Annotated in this window: 14 protein-coding genes and 2 rRNA genes; 9 read left to right on the top strand and 7 right to left on the bottom strand. The window is 72.1% G+C overall.

The window, feature by feature from the left end; all coding sequences use genetic code 11:
- Together ACIGXJ_RS06455 and rrf are read left to right on the top strand one after the other, a co-directional pair.
- Positions 1-73: ribosomal RNA gene (locus ACIGXJ_RS06455) — 23S ribosomal RNA — on the top strand; the annotation flags it as partial.
- A gap of 89 nt (positions 74-162) precedes the next feature.
- Positions 163-279, top strand: a 5S ribosomal RNA gene (gene rrf / locus ACIGXJ_RS06450).
- Positions 280-388: 109 nt separating this feature from the next.
- Here the strand turns inward: rrf and ACIGXJ_RS06445 are convergent.
- Genes ACIGXJ_RS06445 through ACIGXJ_RS06425 form a run of 5 tightly spaced genes read right to left on the bottom strand, consistent with a single transcriptional unit; the run spans position 389 to position 5,963 of the window.
- Positions 389-1,699 carry a DUF58 domain-containing protein gene (locus ACIGXJ_RS06445; RefSeq protein ID WP_399642110.1) on the bottom strand — a complete coding sequence of 437 codons (1,311 nt, stop codon included), beginning with the start codon at positions 1,697-1,699 and terminating at the stop codon, positions 389-391.
- On the bottom strand, positions 1,699-2,688 hold the full coding sequence (locus tag ACIGXJ_RS06440; RefSeq protein ID WP_399642109.1) for an AAA family ATPase: 990 nt from the start codon (positions 2,686-2,688) through the stop codon (positions 1,699-1,701). The genes ACIGXJ_RS06445 and ACIGXJ_RS06440 overlap by 1 nt, the downstream gene beginning before the upstream one ends.
- Positions 2,688-3,887 (bottom strand): DUF4350 domain-containing protein, encoded by a 1,200-nt coding sequence (locus ACIGXJ_RS06435; protein ID WP_399642108.1) that lies wholly within the window; start codon positions 3,885-3,887, stop codon positions 2,688-2,690. The genes ACIGXJ_RS06440 and ACIGXJ_RS06435 overlap by 1 nt, the downstream gene beginning before the upstream one ends.
- Positions 3,884-4,606: a DUF4129 domain-containing protein gene (locus tag ACIGXJ_RS06430; protein WP_399642107.1), complete on the bottom strand. Its 723-nt coding sequence runs from the start codon at positions 4,604-4,606 to the stop codon at positions 3,884-3,886. Before ACIGXJ_RS06430 ends, ACIGXJ_RS06435 begins: the two co-directional genes overlap by 4 nt.
- 4 nt (positions 4,607-4,610) lie before the next feature.
- Positions 4,611-5,963 (bottom strand): glycerophosphoryl diester phosphodiesterase membrane domain-containing protein, encoded by a 1,353-nt coding sequence (locus ACIGXJ_RS06425; protein ID WP_399642106.1) that lies wholly within the window; start codon positions 5,961-5,963, stop codon positions 4,611-4,613.
- Positions 5,964-6,103: 140 nt separating this feature from the next.
- On the opposite strand from ACIGXJ_RS06425, the gene mtnA reads away from it, so the two are divergent.
- From mtnA to ACIGXJ_RS06390, 7 genes are all read left to right on the top strand, one after another.
- A complete protein-coding gene (gene mtnA / locus ACIGXJ_RS06420; protein ID WP_399642105.1) occupies positions 6,104-7,246 on the top strand; it encodes an S-methyl-5-thioribose-1-phosphate isomerase in 1,143 nt (380 codons plus the stop codon).
- Between the two features lie 141 nt (positions 7,247-7,387).
- Positions 7,388-8,077, top strand: a complete 690-nt coding sequence (gene mtrA, locus ACIGXJ_RS06415; RefSeq protein WP_198948386.1) for a two-component system response regulator MtrA — start codon at positions 7,388-7,390, stop codon at positions 8,075-8,077.
- 1 nt (position 8,078) lies between these two features.
- A complete protein-coding gene (gene mtrB, locus ACIGXJ_RS06410; protein WP_399642104.1) occupies positions 8,079-10,115 on the top strand; it encodes an MtrAB system histidine kinase MtrB in 2,037 nt (678 codons plus the stop codon).
- A complete protein-coding gene (locus tag ACIGXJ_RS06405) occupies positions 10,105-11,946 on the top strand; it encodes an LpqB family beta-propeller domain-containing protein (protein WP_399642103.1) in 1,842 nt (613 codons plus the stop codon). The genes mtrB and ACIGXJ_RS06405 overlap by 11 nt, the downstream gene beginning before the upstream one ends.
- A gap of 156 nt (positions 11,947-12,102) precedes the next feature.
- Positions 12,103-12,984: a ComF family protein gene (locus ACIGXJ_RS06400; protein ID WP_399642102.1), complete on the top strand. Its 882-nt coding sequence runs from the start codon at positions 12,103-12,105 to the stop codon at positions 12,982-12,984.
- Positions 12,985-13,300: 316 nt separating this feature from the next.
- On the top strand, positions 13,301-13,990 hold the full coding sequence (gene hpf / locus ACIGXJ_RS06395) for a ribosome hibernation-promoting factor, HPF/YfiA family (protein WP_399642101.1): 690 nt from the start codon (positions 13,301-13,303) through the stop codon (positions 13,988-13,990).
- 201 nt (positions 13,991-14,191) lie between these two features.
- On the top strand, positions 14,192-14,953 hold the full coding sequence (locus ACIGXJ_RS06390) for a response regulator (RefSeq protein ID WP_399642100.1): 762 nt from the start codon (positions 14,192-14,194) through the stop codon (positions 14,951-14,953).
- Positions 14,954-15,057: 104 nt separating this feature from the next.
- On the opposite strand, the gene ACIGXJ_RS06385 is transcribed toward ACIGXJ_RS06390, so the two are convergent.
- Entirely contained in the window at positions 15,058-16,230 is a 1,173-nt protein-coding gene (locus ACIGXJ_RS06385) for a winged helix-turn-helix domain-containing protein (protein ID WP_399642099.1), read from the bottom strand.
- 47 nt (positions 16,231-16,277) lie between these two features.
- Positions 16,278-16,853, bottom strand: a complete 576-nt coding sequence (locus ACIGXJ_RS06380) for a GNAT family N-acetyltransferase (RefSeq protein ID WP_399642098.1) — start codon at positions 16,851-16,853, stop codon at positions 16,278-16,280.
- Between the last annotated feature and the right edge of the window lie 108 nt (positions 16,854-16,961).

The following is a 16,961-nucleotide window of genomic DNA, read 5'->3' as shown; positions in this document are numbered from 1 at the left end:
GTTGATAGGCCGGATATGGAAGCACGGTAACGTGTGGAGTTGACCGGTACTAATAGGCCGAGGGCTTGTCCTCAGTTGCTCGCGTCCACTGTGTTGGTTCTGAAACCACGAACAACCGTTGTAGCCGTTTTGGTCCGGCTCCGGTTGACAGTTTCATAGTGTTTCGGTGGTCATAGCGTAGGGGAAACGCCCGGTTACATTCCGAACCCGGAAGCTAAGCCTTACAGCGCCGATGGTACTGCAGGGGGGACCCTGTGGGAGAGTAGGACGCCGCCGAACAATCATTGGAGAAAACCCCGCACCGGGAACGGTGCGGGGTTTTCTGCGTTTACAGGGGAATCCGCGACGTCCAACGGGGCTCTCGCCGCATCGGAGAGAGCCCCTTCTCCTACAGTCGGCCGGCCGTCTTCAGCGCCAGGTAGGCGTCCGCCAGTGCCGGGGCGAGTTCGTCCGGGGTCGCGTCGACGACAGTGACGCCGTGGCGCCGGAGTTGTTCCGTGGTGCGGTGGCGGTCCGCCTGGGCCTGGGCTGCCGCCGCGGCCTCGTAGACCGCGTTCGTATTGCCTCGCGCCTTTGCCATGCCGGCGATGTGCGGGTCGGCCACAGAGGCCAGCAGGACCGTGTGGCGCTGGGTGAGCTGGCCGAGGACGGGGAGGAGGCCCTCCTCGACCGGCGCCGCGTCGAGGGTGGTCAGCAGCACGATCAGGGAGCGGCGCGGGGCCGACCGTAGAGCAGTGGCCGTAAGACCTCGGGCGTCGGTCTCCAGGAGTGCGGGTTCCAGGGTGGCCATCGCGTTGACCAGGGACGGCAGCAGGTCTCCCGCTGCGCGGCCCTGCACGAGGGCCCGTACGCGGCGGTCGTAGGCCAAGAGGTCGACGCGGTCGCCGGCACGGGAGGCCAGGGCGGCCAGGAGCAGTGCGGCGTCCATGGAGGAGTCGAGGCGTGGGGCGTCGCCGACGCGGCCTGCGGAGGTGCGGCCGGTGTCGAGGACCAGCAGGATGTGGCGGTCGCGTTCCGGGCGCCAGGTGCGTACGGCCACCGTGGTCTGGCGGGCGGTGGCCCGCCAGTCGATGGAGCGGGTGTCGTCGCCGGGGACGTACTCGCGGAGGCTGTCGAATTCGGTGCCCTCGCCGCGTTGCAGGACGCTGGTGCGGCCGTCGAGTTCGCGCAGGCGGGCCAGCTTGGAGGGAAGGTGCTTGCGGCTGGTGAACGGGGGCAGGACGCGTACCGCCCAGGGGACGACGTGGGTGCCCTGGCGGGTGAAGAGGCCGAGGGGGCCGTAGGAGCGGACGGTGACGCGGTCGGCTCGGCGGTCGCCCCGGCGGGTGGGGCGCAGGCGGGTCGTCACCCGGCGACGTTCGCCGGCCGGGACCGTCAGGCGGTGGCGTGATGCCTCGACCTCGGTGCCGGGCTGCCAGCTGCTGGGCGGCCAGGCGTCACGGAGGTGGGCGCGCAGGGGCCGGCGGGACGGGTTGGTGACGGTGAGGGTGACGTCGGCGGTGTCGCCGAGGCGGACCGAGGTGTCGCCGGACCGGGTGAGGCCGAGGCGGCGTACCGGGGCCGCCAGGGCGTAGTCGCAGGCGCAGGCCAGGGCGAGGGGGCCGTTCACGGCGAGGATGCCCGTCCAGCTGGGTTCCCAGATGCCGATGGGCAGGGAGCCGAGGGCGGCGACGAGGGCGGCGCGTCCGGTGAGTGCCATCAGCGGGGGACGGGGACGTGGGACAGGATCGCGGTGATGACCGAGTCGGCGGTCACGCCTTCCATCTCGGCCTCGGGACGCAGTTGCACGCGGTGGCGGAGGGTCGGGAGGGCGAGGGCCTTGACGTCGTCGGGGGTCACGTAGTCGCGGCCGGTGAGCCATGCCCACGCGCGCGAGGTGGCGAGGAGGGCGGTGGCGCCGCGGGGGGAGACGCCCAGGGTGAGGGAGGGCGATTCGCGGGTGGCGCGGCAGATGTCGACGACGTAGGCGGTGATCTCGGGAGAAACGGTTGTCTTGGCGACGGCTGCGCGGGCGGCTTCCAAGTCGGCGGCGGTCGCGACGGGGCGTACGCCGGCGGCTTTCAGGTCGCGCGGGTTGAAGCCGGCGGCGTGACGGGTGAGGACGTCGATCTCGTCCTGGCGGGACGGCAGAGGGACCGTCAGCTTCAGCAGGAAGCGGTCCAGTTGGGCTTCGGGGAGCGGGTACGTGCCTTCGTACTCGACCGGGTTCTGGGTCGCGGCGACCAGGAACGGGTCGGGGAGCGGGCGGGGGGTGCCGTCGACGGTGACCTGGCGTTCCTCCATGGCCTCCAGGAGGGAGGACTGGGTCTTCGGGGGCGTGCGGTTGATCTCGTCCGCGAGGAGGAGGTTGGTGAAGACCGGGCCGGGCTGGAAGGAGAACTCGGCGGTGCGGGCGTCGTAGACGAGGGAGCCGGTGACGTCGCTCGGCATGAGGTCGGGGGTGAACTGGACGCGCTTGGTGTCCACCTCCAGTGCGGAGGCGAGGGCGCGGACGAGCAACGTTTTGGCCACCCCAGGGACTCCTTCAAGGAGAACGTGTCCGCGGCAGAGGAGGGCGACGACGAGACCGGTGACGGCGGGGTCCTGGCCGACCACGGCCTTGGCGATCTCGGCGCGCAGGGCCTCCAGGGCGGCCCGGGGGTTACCCGGATGCCCGGTCTGCCCGGCATTGTCAGTGGTCGGGTCCATCATGGACGGCGTACCTCTCTTTCGAGGGCGTCGAGTTGGTCGGTGAGTGCGATGAGTGCCGCGTCGTCGCTGGGCGGCGGGCCGAAGAGGAGGGAGTGCAGGGGCTGTCCGTCCCGGTGGAGGTGGGCGGACAGGGCGGGCAGCAGGGCTTCGGCGGAGTGCGCCTGGGAGTTGGGGACGCCTACGAGGGGGGCGAGTCGGGTGCGGGTGGTGGAACGAAGAGCGGCGGCCGCACGGTCGCGGGCGTTGGCCTTGCGGTAGAGGCGGGCGCGGCCTTCGACGGTTTCGGAGGCGCGGATCGCCACGGGGAGTTGTTCGGGCACGAGGGGGCCGAGTCGGCGTGCCCGCCACAGGGCGGCGAGGGCTGCGGCGATGAAGAGCTGCAGGGTGCCCCAGAGCCAGCCCGAGGGGAGCAGGTCGAAGAAGTCGCGCTCGTCGTCGCCGGTGCCGGTGGCCGAGCTGTCGGAGAGCGAGGGGAGGTACCAGACGAGGTGGGGCCGGGAGCCGAGGAGTTGAAGGGCGAGCGAGGCGTTGCCCTGCTCGTCGAGGTGTTCGTTGACGAGGATGTCGGTGGCGCCGAGGACGACGGTGTCGCCGTCCCCGGTCGTGTCGGGGATGCGCACGAGCGTGGGCAGGCGCCTGCTGGGGTAGCACTCGTCGGCGTCGGGTCGGGTGACGGTGTAGCGGATGCCGCCGGTGTCGGCGTCGCCCGCGCGCCGGGCCGCGGGGAGCGGGCAGCCGGGGGAGAGCGTGGTGTCGATGCTGGTGGCGGGGTCCGCGCTGACGCCGGGGGCGAGGCCTTCGACGGAGGTGATGCCGGGGGCGACGAGGACGGTGCGGCCACCGGAGGCGGCGGTCGCGAGGAGCAGCCCGGACTGCTGACGGTCGGTCAGCAGGTCTGGTACGGCGACCAGGAGGGTGGTGTCGGGGCCGGCCGCGGCGCGGGCCTCGTCGAGGGTGGTGACCGTGCGGGTGTCGACGCCGCGGTCGGCGAGGAGTTCGGCGACGGCCCGGCTGCCCTCGGGCGCGGCGGAGCGCGGGTCGAGGGCGCCGTTGCGGGTGTCGGAGCGGATGACGGCGAGGACCACGGCTCCGGCGAGGAGCACCGCGAGCGCCAGGGCGATGCCCCGCGCGCGGGTCCACACCTGGCGGGCCGTGGGGGAGACGGACGTCGTCGGGAGCGTGGTGTCGGCGCTCATCCGGCTGCCCTCTGGCGGGTGTTGTCGGCCGTGCTCGCCGTACTGCTCTCGCTCAGTCGGGGTTTGCTGCGTTCCAGGTCGCGGTCGAGTCCGGCGATGTCGCGGTACGACGTCTCGGTCGCCGCGCGGCCGCCGTATGTGACGTCGTCGAAGAGCCGGGCCGCGGCGCGCAGTCGCTCGGTGTGGGCGGGCAGGGCGCGGCCCGCGGCGTCAGCTGCCTCGTCGGCGGTGCGGCCGGGGCGGGTGTCGAGCAGTGCGCGTTCCTCCAGGGATCGGACGATGGCCCGCATGCGCTCCTTGACGGCCTGGCTGAAGTGGCCCTTGGCGGCGTGTGCTTCTGCCGCGGCGCGGTGTTCGGCGGCGCTGCGGGGGCGGTCGTCGAACAGGGCGGGGGCCAAGACGGGGCCGCGGTGGGGGGTGCCCAGGCGCCACCACAGGGCGCCGAGCACGGCGAGGACGGCCAGCACGATGACGACCAGCCCGAGCGTCCCGCCGGGTGCCAGGCCGCCTGCCGCCTCGAAGACGCTGCCGAGCCAGTCCCAGAAGGCGTTGAAGGCGCGTTCCAGCAGGTTCGGTTCGTCCTGGTGGTACATCCGCTTGGCCAGCTCACGCCGGGCCGCCTCCCGCGCGGGGTCGCGCGGGACCGTCAGGGGCGGCTCGGTGTCGTCCGTGCGCGCCAGGATGGGCAGCGCTGTGAGAACTCCCCCCGTCAGGCTCACCGCATCAGCTCCCGGTGGGGGTGCCGTAGTCCTGGACGCCGGCGGCGCGGGCCAGGTCGAGGTCGAGGGCCTCGCGGCGGATGCGCTGGTCGATGTAGAGGAGCACGGTGACGCCGGCCGAGATCGGGTAGGTGATCATGGAGCCGATCACCGAGCCGACGCCGCTGATGATGAGGTAGGTCCAGCCGAACTCGGCGTTGCCGGTGAGGAAGTTGCTGACGCCGTCGTCGCTGACGAGGAGGGCCACGACCGCGAACGGTACGGCGATGACCATGGCGACGACGTTCGCGATGATCACGGCCAGCAGCTGGATGCCGAAGACGCGCCACCAGGAGCCGCGGACGAGCTTCACGGAGCGGCTCATCGCCTTCTTGATGCCCTGCTTCTCGAGCATCAGGGCGGGCGAGGCCAGCGAGAAGCGGACCATCAGCCACAGCACGAGGACGAAGGACCCGGCGAGGCCGAGGAAGAGGAGCGTGGCCGCGGCGGGCGGGGAACCGGCCCAGCCGGCGAGGGCGCCGGGAAGCACGCCCACGGCGAAGACGGCGGTGGCGATGAACGGCAGCAGCAGGAGCAGGCCGAGCAGTTTGAGCACCTGTGGGCGGGCGTCGCGCCAGGCCTCCTTGGCGGTGACGGGCTTGCCGAGGACGGCACGGCTGGTGACGGCGGTGAGCAGCGCGGTCACGGCGACCGTGGCGATCAGCGTCACCAGGGACAGGAGGGCCAGGCCGAACATGGCCTCGCCCATGGCGCGGGTGGCCTCCTCGAGGCTGGCGTCCGGGTCGCCGAGGCTGTCCGTGCCGGCGGTGTCGTTCAGGACGAAGCCCTGCAGCAGGATGACGCCGATCTCGGTGAGGACCGCCACGGTCAGGGAGATGCCGAGGACCGTGCGCCAGTAGGTGCGCATGGTGGAGACGGCTCCGTCGAGGATCTCGCCGACGCCGAGGGGGCGCAGCGGGATCACGCCGGGCTTGGCGGCGGGCGGGGGACCGCCCCAGGGGGTGCCCCAGCCGCCCGGGGCGCCGGGGTGGCCGCCGTACCCGCCGGGGCCCGCGGGGCCTCCCCAGTTGCCGGGGGCGCCGGGCGGCGGGGTGCCCCAGCCGGGGCCGGGCGGTGGGGGCGGCGGGGTCGCGCCCTGACCGGTGGGCGCGGACCACTGCGCGGGCGGGGGTTGCTGCTGCGACCACTGCGCGCCGGGTGCCGGGGGCTGGTCGGCCGGCTGCGCGGGTGCCGGCGGTTGCTCGGCGGGCTGCGTGGGGGTCGGGCGGTCGGCGGGCTCGGGGGAGCCGGATGCGCCGGGCTGCTGCCCGTCGGACGGGGCGGATCCGGGCGAGGCCCAGCCCGGAGTGTCGTTCATCGTCGCTCCTTCACGGTGCCCGTCCGCGGGCGCGGCGGCAGGTTGGCCAACATCGTGCCATGGGGCCGTCGGGGAGGGGTCGGCCGCGGTAGGGGCTGTGCACCTTCAATTGTCCGCCGGATCCGGGGCAGACTGACCGCATGGCTGATCAGTACGCGCAATCCGGCGAGGACGGCCGGCCGACCGGAATACCTGTCATCCGCTGGGAGGAGCCGCCTGAAGGGCCCGTGGTGGTCCTGCTCGACCAGACGCGGTTGCCCGCCGAGGAAGTCGAGTTGGTGTGCACGGACGCGTCCGCACTGGTGGAGGCGATCCGCTCGCTCGCCGTGCGTGGGGCGCCGCTGCTCGGGATCGCGGGGGCGTACGGTGTCGCGCTCGCCGCCGCGCGCGGCTTCGACGTGGACGAGGCCGCCGTCGCGCTGGCCGGGGCCCGGCCGACCGCGGTGAACCTGTCCGTCGGCGTGCGCCGGGCGCAGGCCGCCCACCGGGCCGCCCTCGGCCGCGGGGGCGGGCCGGAGGAGGCCGCGGTGGCGGCTCTCGCTGCGGCGCGGCAGCTGCACCGGGAGGACGCCGAGGCCAGCGCGCGGATGGCCGCGCACGGGCTGGCGCTGCTCGAGGAGCTGCTGCCCGGTGGCGGGCACCGGATCCTCACGCACTGCAACACCGGGTCGCTGGTGTCGGGCGGTGAGGGCACGGCGTTCGCGGTGGCGCTCGCCGCGCACCGGCAGGGCGAGCTCCGGCGGCTGTGGGTGGACGAGACGCGGCCGCTGCTGCAGGGGGCGCGGCTGACGGCGTACGAGGCCGCCCGCAGCGGTATGTCGTACACCCTGCTCACGGACAACGCGGCGGGTTCGCTGTTCGCGGCCGGGGAGGTGGACGCGGTGCTGATCGGGGCCGACCGCATCGCGGCCGACGGTTCGGTGGCGAACAAGGTGGGGAGCTACCCGCTCGCGGTGCTGGCGCGCTACCACCATGTGCCGTTCATCGTGGTGGCCCCGGTGACGACCGTGGATCTGGGGACGCCCGACGGGGCGTCGATCGAGGTCGAGCAGCGGCCCGGCTTCGAGGTGACCGAGGTGGCAGCGCCGCAGGTGGTGGTGGCCGGGGCGGGCGGCGGGGTCGCGGTGGCGCCGCTGGGGACCCAGGCGTACAACCCCGCGTTCGACGTGACGCCGCCGGAGCTGGTGACGGCGATCGTCACCGAGGAGGGTGCCGTCTCGCCCGTGACCGCCGAGGGGCTCGCCGAGCTGTGCGCCCGGTCCGGCCAGCTGCCGACCGGTTAGATCGGGCCGCGCTGCCGGGGCCGCCGACACCGCCGAGGGCCGCGCCGGTCGGCGCGGGCAGACAGTGACGGCTCGGTACGACTATCGTCACTGGCCAGTGACCTCGCTCACCAGCGTCTCTGTCGCCGTTATGAGAATGGGATGATGTCGTTTATGAAGGGACGAGTCCTTGTCGTCGACGACGACAGCGCACTGGCCGAGATGCTGGGCATCGTGCTGCGCGGGGAAGGTTTTGAGCCGTCTTTCGTAGCCGACGGCGACAAGGCGCTGGCCGCTTTTCGCGAGACCAAGCCGGATCTGGTGCTGCTGGATCTGATGCTGCCCGGCCGGGACGGCATCGAGGTGTGCCGCCTGATCAGGGCGGAGTCCGGGGTGCCGATCGTGATGCTGACGGCGAAGAGCGACACCGTCGATGTGGTGGTGGGGCTCGAGTCCGGGGCCGACGACTACATCGTCAAGCCGTTCAAGCCGAAGGAGCTGGTGGCCCGTATCCGGGCGCGGCTGCGCAGGTCGGAGGAGCCGGCGCCGGAGCAGCTGGCCATCGGTGACCTGGTGATCGACGTGGCCGGGCACTCCGTGAAGCGGGACGGTCAGTCGATCGCGCTGACGCCGCTGGAGTTCGACCTGCTGGTGGCGCTCGCCCGTAAGCCGTGGCAGGTGTTCACGCGTGAGGTGCTCCTGGAGCAGGTGTGGGGCTACCGGCACGCGGCGGACACGCGCCTGGTGAACGTGCATGTGCAGCGGCTGCGCTCCAAGGTCGAGAAGGACCCGGAGCGGCCGGAGATCGTGGTGACCGTCCGCGGCGTCGGTTACAAGGCCGGACCGAGCTGACATGACCGGGGACAGTGCCGCTTCGGCCCCCGGACGCTCCGGGGCCCGTCCGGGGCGGCCTGTCGGCCCAAGGACGGCGCGCTCGCGCTGGGGCAGGTTCCTGGAGGGCGGGCTGTTGCAGGGCGGAGTCCAGGGCAGCCCGGTCTTCAGGCTGTTCATGCGCTGGGTGCGCCGGCCGCTGCTGCCGGTGATGCGGCTGTGGCGGCGCAACATCCAGCTCAAGGTCGTCGTCACGACGCTGCTGATGTCCCTGGGCGTCGTACTGCTGCTGGGCTTCGTCGTGATCGGGCAGGTGCGCAACGGCCTGCTGGACGCCAAGGTGAAGGCCGCCCAGAGCCAGGCCACGGGTGGCTTCACGGTGGCCAAGCAGAAGGCCGACGAGGCCGCCAGCGGCACCGTCGACGACGCGCCCGGAGTGGACGGCCGGTCGGCGCAGAACGTCATCCAGTGGATGAGCGACCTCGTCGGTTCGCTCTCCAGCGGCGGCCAGGGTGCCTTCGACGTCGTCACGCTGCCCGTCGGCGACGACAGCGGCAGCGGCCGCAGCCCGCGTGCCTCGGGCGACGTCAACCCCGACAAGAGCATCCCTGCCGACCTGCGCGAACGGATCGAGGACGGCGAGGCGGCGCAGAAGTACACGCGTGTGTACTACAGCGAGCGCGGCAAGGAGTCCCAGCCGGCGCTCGTCATCGGCAAGGAGGTCAACGACCCCAACGGCGACCCGTACCAGCTGTACTACCTCTTCCCGCTGACCCAGGAGGAGAAGTCGCTCAGCCTGGTCAAGGGCACGCTGGCGACCGCCGGCGTCTTCGTCGTCGTCCTGCTCGGGGCGATCGCCTGGCTGGTGGTGCGGCAGGTCGTCACGCCCGTGCGGATGGCGGCGGGGGTCGCCGAGCGGCTGTCGGCCGGGCGGCTCCAGGAGCGGATGAAGGTCACCGGCGAGGATGACATCGCGCGTCTGGGCGAGGCCTTCAACAAGATGGCGCAGAACCTTCAGCTGAAGATCCAGCAGCTGGAGGACCTGTCGCGGATGCAGCGGCGGTTCGTGTCGGACGTGTCCCACGAGCTGCGGACGCCGCTGACGACGGTGCGGATGGCCGCCGATGTCATCCATGAGGCGCGGGAGGACTTCGACCCGGTGACCGCGCGGTCGGCGGAGCTGCTCGCCGACCAGCTCGACCGGTTCGAGTCGCTGCTCGCGGACCTGCTGGAGATCAGCCGGTTCGACGCGGGCGCGGCGGCGCTGGAGGCGGAGCCGATCGACCTCAGGGAGGTCGTACGGCGGGTGGTCAGCGGAGCCGCGCCGCTCGCGGAGCGCAAGGGCACCGAGATCCGGGTCGTGGGCGACCAGCAGCCCGTCGTCGCCGAGGCGGACGCCCGGCGGGTGGAGCGGGTGCTGCGCAACCTCGTCGTCAACGCCGTGGAGCACGGCGAGGGCAAGGACGTCGTGGTGAAGCTGGCCTCCGCGGGCGGGGCGGTCGCGGTCGCGGTGCGCGACTACGGCGTGGGCCTCAAGCCCGGCGAGGCGACCCGGGTCTTCAACCGCTTCTGGCGGGCCGACCCGGCACGCGCGCGTACCACCGGTGGTACGGGGCTCGGCCTGTCGATCGCGCTGGAGGACGCCCGGCTGCACGGCGGCTGGTTGCAGGCGTGGGGTGAGCCGGGCGGCGGGTCGCAGTTCCGGCTGACGCTGCCGCGCACCGCGGACGAGCCGCTGCGGGGCTCGCCGATACCACTGGAACCCAAGGACTCACGCCGCAACCGCGGCCTGGACGGGGCCGGGCTGCCCCGCGGCGAGAAGAGCGCCACCGTGCCCGCGCAGCAGCCGGCTGCCGGCCAGACTCCGCTGGACCGGATCGGGCCGCGCACGACCGCGGCGACTCCCTCGGCCGACCCCACCGCGCTGCCGGGCAACGGCGCGCGCGTGGTGCCCCGGACCCCGGGCGGCGTACGGCCGGCGGAGGATCAGCCCGGGTCGCAGCAGGGGGCGGCGCAGACGGAGCCGGACGAGCAAGGGGAGGCATCTCGTGGGCGCTGACCGCGAGGGGGGCGCCCGGCGGATGCCGCGGCGCGCGGTGGCGTACGCCGCCTGTGGGGTCGTACTGCTGTCCGGATGTGCGTCGATGCCGGACGACGGGGAGCTGCGCGGGGTGGACTACACGCCGCGGCAGGACTCGCAGGTGCGGGTCTTCGCGGTGCCGCCGGGGGAGGACGCCACCCCGCAGGACATCGTGGACGGCTTCCTGGAGGCGCTGACCAGTGACGACCTGCACTACGAGACGGCGAAGCTGTATCTGACGCCCGAGGCGGCGAAGAAGTGGGAGCCGGAGCGTTCCACCACGGTCCTCGCCAACGGCATGGAGACGTACGTCGACTCTGCGGAGAACCGGGACAGCGGGTCCTCCTACTACGTGACGCTGAGCGGCACGCAGATCGGCGCGCTCGACGCGCAGGAGTCGTACACCCCGGCCGGGGGTGAGTACCGGCGGCAGATCCAGCTCTCGCGCGACAAGAAGACCGGGCAGTGGCGCATCACCAGGCCGCCGCAGGGCATCGTGATCGGCCAGTCGGACTTCCAGCGCAACTACATGTCCGTCAACAAGTACTACTTCGCGTCCAACGGGGTGGCGGGGACGCCGTCGCGGCCGATGGCCGTGGCCGATCCGGTGTACGTGCGTGAGCGCGTGGATCCCATGACGCACATGGTGCGTTCGCTGCTGGACGGCCCCACGGTGTGGCTCGACCAGGTCGTCAGGACGAGCTTTCCCACCGGCGCGAAGCTGAAGGCCGGCACGGAGGCGCTGACGCCCGACGACCAGAACAAGCTGACGGTGCCGCTGGACCTGGGTGCCGCGCGGGTCGGGCCGGCCAAGTGCCGTGAGATGGCGGCGCAGTTGCTGTTCACGCTGCAGAACCTCACCTCCGCGGTGGACCAGATCGAGCTGGAGGCGGCCGGCCGGCAGTTGTGCCTGGTCGCCGAGGAGGGCGCTGAGGTGGTGGCCGCGCGCGGGGCGACCGAGCGTCCGGACTACCTGTACTTCCTGGACGGCAAGCACCGGTTGGTGCGGCTGCCGGCGCGCAGCGAGGACAAGGAGGCGCTGGCGGTGCCGGGCGCGCTCGGTACCGGGGCGAGGCAGTTGTGGGCGGCGGCGGTGTCGCGGCGCGAGGATCTCGCGGCCGGGGTGAGCGTGGACCGTCAGGAGCTGTACGTCTCGGCGCTGGAGTCCGACGGTGTGCTCGGGGAGCCCCTGCTGGTCAGCCAGGGCAAGGCGGAGACCGACCGGCTGACGGCGCCCAGCTGGGACGCCGCGGGGAACCTGTGGGTGGCCGACCGGGACCCGAAGCGTCCGCGGCTGCTGGTGTTCGACGACGGCAAGGGCCGGCCCCTGGAGGTGGAGACGCCGGGGCTCGACGGCCGTATCGACTCGGTGCGGGTCGCCGCCGACGGGGTGCGGATCGCTCTCGTGGTGGAGAAGGACAAGCGGCAGTCGCTGCTGATCGGGCGCATCGAACGGTCCGAGAAGCCGGCCGAGTCCGACGAGCGGGCCCGTATGTCGGTGATCGAACTGCGCTCGGCGACGCCCGTGTTGGAGGAGGTCACCACCATGTCCTGGGTCGGCGAGAGCCGGCTGGTGGTGGTGGGGACCGAGCAGGGGGGCGTGCAGCAGATGCAGTACGTCCAGGTCGACGGCTCGACCCCGGAGGCGCCGGCGCCCGCGGCGCTCACGGGCGTGGAGGAGATCGCCGGGACCGAGGACGGCGGGTCCCCGCTGGTGGCCCACTCGTCGGACGGGATCGTGCGGATGCCCACGGGGGAGCAGTGGCAGAAGGTCGTCAAGGACGGCTCGGCACCCGTGTATCCCGGCTGACCTGCTGAGGTTGTGCGGCCGTCCTGCCGGACCGGAGTCCGGCGGGGCGGCCGTTTTCGTGGGTGTCTCCCGGGCTGACGACCGGCCGCGGGGTTTTCCACAGGCGGTTGTCCACAGGGGTGGCCGGTGTGCGCGGGCGTTGGCACAGTGGGGGACATGCGGGGGTGGTGGCAGGACCTCACGGATCTGGTGCTGCCGGCCGAGTGCGGAGGCTGTGGCAGGCCGCGTACGGTGCTCTGCCCGGAGTGCCGTGCCGTCCTGAGCGGTGCCGCACCGCGCCGGGTGCGGCCGGTGCCCGAGCCGACGGGGCTGCCGGCCGTGCACGCCGCGGCCCGATACGAGGACGAGGTCCGGGCCGTGCTCCTGGCCCACAAGGAGCGCGGAGCCCTGTCCCTGGCCCGTCCTCTGGGCACGGCTCTGGCGGGCGCGGTGCGCGCTGGGCTGCCCCGTGCGACGGCCGCTGGGCTCGGGCCCGGCCGGCCCGTGCTGCTGGTGCCTGTGCCGTCCGGGCGTGGGGTCGTGCGGGCGCGCGGCCATGACCCCGCGCGGCGCATCGCACTGGCGGCGGCGGGGGAACTGCGGCGGGGCGGGACCCCGGCGCGGGTGGTGTCCGTGCTGAGACAGCGGCGGCCCGTGGCCGACCAGGCGGGGCTCAACTCCGGGGAGCGGCAGCGGAATCTCGCCGGCGCGCTGGCCGTGATCCGTGGTGGGGCCGGGCTGCTGCGGGGTGGTGCGGTGGTGCTCGTCGACGACCTGATGACCACCGGGGCGTCCCTGGCGGAGGCGGCGCGTGCCGTGCGCGAGGCCCTCGCCGGGGCGGTAGCCGGCGCCGGTGCCGGGTACCGCGATGTGATGACGGCCGTGTACCCGGGGGTGAGCCGGGAAAGGACAGGGGAACAGATGACGGGAGGGACGGAAGGGAGCACGGTCGGAAGCGGAGTCGCACCGGGAATGGCAGCGCCGAACACAGGCGTGGACGTGGTCTGCGCGGCTGTGGTCGCAGCTTCGCCTGATTCTTTCGCTATAAACCGGAACTGACTGAGAAGTTGCATCGTTGCAGGTAATGAGAGTGTCAATTCACCTGAACGGAGGTACGGGGCTGTAGAGGGTGACGACATCCGTCCGGGCGAGATATGTTCGGTTGTGAGAGAAAGCCGCAGGCCATCCCTCGCAAATCCGAATGCCGTGCCGTGGGTTTTCCGCAATCACCCGCGGCGGCGGGGTGGAGATCTTGGCCATGGGGGAGGAGGAGGTGGAAGTCGCCCAGTCCGCGGTTCCGGAACCGACCGGAACCTGGTGCACAAGGGAGATGCTCCGCCGCTGAGAGCGGAGCGATCCGGGAACGGAGTTCTGCGTGGACATCGTCGTCAAGGGCCGCAAGACCGAGGTGCCCGAGCGGTTCCGCAAGCACGTGGCCGAGAAGCTGAACCTGGACAAGATCCAGAAGCTCGATGGCAAGGTGATCAGCCTCGACGTCGAGGTGTCCAAGGAGCCCAACCCCCGACAGGCCGACCGTTGCGACCGAGTGGAGATCACGCTCCGCTCCCGCGGTCCGGTGATCAGGGCAGAGGCAGCGGCCAGTGACCCGTACGCGGCGCTCGACCTCGCCGCGGAGAAGCTGGACGCCCGACTGCGCAGGCAGCACGACAAGCGTCACACGCGCCGCGGGGCCCGCCGACTGACGGCGGCCGAGGTCCCTGACCACGTTCCGGGCGTGGCGACGCTCAACGGCAACGGCCAGGCCGTCTCGGCCGATGAGCCGGGCGGGGTGCCGACCAAGAAGATCGGCTCACTCGAGATCCAGGGCGAAGGCCCTCTCGTCGTCCGAGAGAAGACCCACGTCGCCTCCCCCATGACCCTCGACCAGGCTCTCTACGAGATGGAACTGGTCGGACACGACTTCTACCTGTTCGTCGACTCCGAGACCAAGGAGCCCAGTGTCGTCTACCGGCGGCACGCCTACGACTACGGCGTGATCCACCTCAGCACCGACACGATGGTCACCCAGCCGCCCTCGCCCGAGGCGGGCGGTTCGATCGGCTGAGTCACCCGGATGACGGATCCGGTGCCCCTGGAGCGCGTGTGCGCCCCCAGGGGCACCGGCGTGCGACCTTGTGCGCCCCGCTCTGTCACCTCGGTGCCGCCCGGGCATGAAATCATGGCCGCTACGGCTCAACCGGTGGGCCGTTGCCTTGGGTTGGCGATGGCTCAGGACCACAGGCCACAGCCTTCAGGGGGAGGAACGATGGCGGACAGCTTCGGACCGATGCATGCGGGACCGATGCGTGACGGGGACGCCGGCGACGGCGACGTCGGCATGGGCCCCGACACGGGCTCACGACGCGCGGAGCCGATCCGGGTCCTGGTCGTCGACGACCACGCCCTCTTCCGGCGGGGCCTGGAGATCGTGCTCGCCGCCGAGGAGGACATCCAGGTCGTCGGGGAGGCCGGCGACGGCGCAGAGGCCGTCGACAAGGCCGCCGACCTGCTGCCCGACATCATCCTGATGGACGTACGGATGCCCAGGCGGGGCGGGATCGAGGCGTGCACCTCCATCAAGGAGGTGGCTCCCAGCGCGAAGATCATCATGCTGACGATCAGCGACGAGGAAGCCGATCTCTACGAGGCGATCAAGGCGGGCGCGACCGGCTATCTGCTCAAGGAGATCTCCACCGACGAGGTCGCCACCGCCATTCGCGCCGTGGCCGACGGGCAGTCGCAGATCAGCCCCTCCATGGCGTCGAAACTGCTCACCGAGTTCAAGTCGATGATCCAGCGCACCGACGAGCGGCGGCTCGTGCCCGCGCCGCGGCTCACGGACCGTGAGCTGGAGGTCCTCAAACTCGTCGCCACGGGGATGAACAACCGCGATATCGCGAAGGAGTTGTTCATCTCCGAGAACACGGTCAAGAACCATGTGCGCAACATCCTGGAGAAACTGCAGCTGCACTCCAGGATGGAGGCCGTGGTGTACGCGATGCGGGAGAAGATCCTCGAGATCCGCTGACGCTGTTCGCCGGCACTGTTCGCCTGCGCCGTCCCCTGGCGCTGCGGCTCAGGACTTGCTCATGCCTGGACCGGGACCGGCTCAGGACCGGCTCAGGACCGGGCTCAGCCGAGCAGCCGGGCGAGCTCCGCGGTGAGGGGTTCGCGCAGTTCGGGAGCCTCCACCCGTTCCACCCGTACGTCCGTGCAGTCCACCCAGCTCGCCGCCTCCACCAGGGCCTGCGCCGCCGGGGCGACCGCCTTCAAGCCCTCCATGGAGATCTGCCGCGCCACCAGGGTGCGGCCCTCGCGGGCCGGGTCCACCCGGCCGATCAGACGGCCGCCCGCGAGGACGGGCATCGCGAAATAGCCGTGGATCCGCTTCGGCTTGGGCACGTACGCCTCCAGCCGGTGCGTGAACCCGAAGATCCGCTCGGTGCGCGCCCGCTCCCAGATCAGCGAGTCGAAGGGCGACAGCAGCGTCGTACGGTGCCGCCCGCGCGGGGCGGTCGCCAGCGCGGCCGGGTCCGCCCAGGCCGCCTTGCCCCAGCCCTCCACCGACACCGGCACCAGGCCCGAATCGGCGATCACGGCGTCCACCTGCTCGCCCTTGAGGCGGTGGTAGTCGGCGATGTCCGCGCGCGTGCCCACGCCCAGCGCCTCGCCGGCCAGACGCACCAGGCGGCGCAGGCACTCGGTGTCGTCCAGCTCGTCGTGCAGCAGATGGCCGGGGACCGCGCGCTCGGCGAGGTCGTAGACCCGCTTCCAGCCGCGGCGCTCGACGCAGACCACCTCGCCGTACATCAGCGCGCGCTCGACGGCGACCTTCGTCCCCGACCAGTCCCACCACTCACTGGTGCGCTTGGCCCCGCCCAACTCGGTGGCCGTCAGCGGGCCTTCGGCGCGCAGCTGCTTGATCACCTGGTCGTAGACCCCGTCCGGCAGATCGTGGTTCCACTGCGGACGGGACCGGTAGGCGCGGCGGCGGAACGCGAAGTGCGGCCACTCCTCGATGGGCAGGATGCAGGCCGCGTGCGACCAGTACTCGAAGGCGTGGGTGTCCTTCCAGTAGGCGTCCTCGACGGTTCTGCGGCCGACCGCGCCCAGACGCGCGTACGGGATCAGCTCATGAGAGCGGGCCAGCACCGAGATGGTGTCGAGCTGGACCGCGCCGAGATGCCGCAGCACCCCGCGCACGCCCGCCTTGCGGTCGGGGGCGCCGAGGAACCCCTGGGCGCGCAGGGTCAGGCGGCGGGCCTCGTCGGCGGAGAGCTCTGCGATCGGGCGCGAGGTCGTCATGGCTCGCACGATAGGCCCTGCCACTGACAATGCCCCCTGACCTGCGGCTACGCGCCCGGTGCCGGCAGATAGGGGGCCGCGGACGGCAGGCCCAGGTCCGAGGGCAGCAGGGAGCCGACCCAGCAGTCACGGCGTACGCCCTTGTTGTTGATCGCCGAGCGCAGGACTTCCTCCAGGACGAAGCCCGCGCGTTCGGCGACCGCGCGGGAGCGGTGGTTGCCGACCTCGGCCCGCCACTCCAGCCGGTCGACGGACAGCGTGGTGAAGGCCCAGCGGGCGACGGCCAGTGTCGCCTCGGTGACGTAGCCGCGGCCGCGGTGCTCCTTGGCCGCCCAGAAGCCGACCTCGGCGACCCCCAGCGCCCGCATGCCGACGCTCAGCATCCCGGTCAGCTCGCCGTGGGGCAGGAACACACCGAAGGTGTACATCGAGTCGTTCGCCCAGCCGTCGGGCACCGTCTGCTGCGTGAAACTCTCGGCGTGCTCCCGCAGATACGGCGACGGGAACTGGGAGATCCAGCGCTGGAGATCGGCGTCCTGGGCGGCCGCGAGGACCGCGTCCGTGTCCTCGGGACCGACCGTGCGCAGCAGGAGGCGTTCGGTGGTGAGCGTGACGGGTTCCATCGGCCGATTCTGCTCGGCGGCCCGCGCGTGGGCCACTGATTTCGCCGTGCGTGACCGCGTGATCACATATCGCGCAATTCTTCTCGCCGGCGCGGCACTATCCGATCG

The sequence above is a fragment of the Streptomyces sp. NPDC053367 genome (genome assembly GCF_044545925.1).
GTDB lineage: Bacteria > Actinomycetota > Actinomycetes > Streptomycetales > Streptomycetaceae > Streptomyces.
This window is presented reverse-complemented; position numbering and strand designations above follow the sequence as displayed.

What these genes read in the sequence shown, in the direction of transcription:
- ACIGXJ_RS06445 (WP_399642110.1), bottom strand. Translation starts at nt 1,699, where the DNA reads ATGGCACTCACCGGACGCGCCGCCCTCGTCGCCGCCCTCGGCTCCCTG.
- ACIGXJ_RS06440 (WP_399642109.1), bottom strand. Translation starts at nt 2,688, where the DNA reads ATGGACCCGACCACTGACAATGCCGGGCAGACCGGGCATCCGGGTAAC.
- ACIGXJ_RS06435 (WP_399642108.1), bottom strand. Translation starts at nt 3,887, where the DNA reads ATGAGCGCCGACACCACGCTCCCGACGACGTCCGTCTCCCCCACGGCC.
- ACIGXJ_RS06425 (WP_399642106.1), bottom strand. Translation starts at nt 5,963, where the DNA reads ATGAACGACACTCCGGGCTGGGCCTCGCCCGGATCCGCCCCGTCCGAC.
- mtnA (WP_399642105.1), top strand. Translation starts at nt 6,104, where the DNA reads ATGGCTGATCAGTACGCGCAATCCGGCGAGGACGGCCGGCCGACCGGA.
- mtrA (WP_198948386.1), top strand. Translation starts at nt 7,388, where the DNA reads ATGATGTCGTTTATGAAGGGACGAGTCCTTGTCGTCGACGACGACAGC.
- mtrB (WP_399642104.1), top strand. Translation starts at nt 8,079, where the DNA reads ATGACCGGGGACAGTGCCGCTTCGGCCCCCGGACGCTCCGGGGCCCGT.
- ACIGXJ_RS06400 (WP_399642102.1), top strand. Translation starts at nt 12,103, where the DNA reads ATGCGGGGGTGGTGGCAGGACCTCACGGATCTGGTGCTGCCGGCCGAG.
- ACIGXJ_RS06390 (WP_399642100.1), top strand. Translation starts at nt 14,192, where the DNA reads ATGGCGGACAGCTTCGGACCGATGCATGCGGGACCGATGCGTGACGGG.
- ACIGXJ_RS06385 (WP_399642099.1), bottom strand. Translation starts at nt 16,230, where the DNA reads ATGACGACCTCGCGCCCGATCGCAGAGCTCTCCGCCGACGAGGCCCGC.
- ACIGXJ_RS06380 (WP_399642098.1), bottom strand. Translation starts at nt 16,853, where the DNA reads ATGGAACCCGTCACGCTCACCACCGAACGCCTCCTGCTGCGCACGGTC.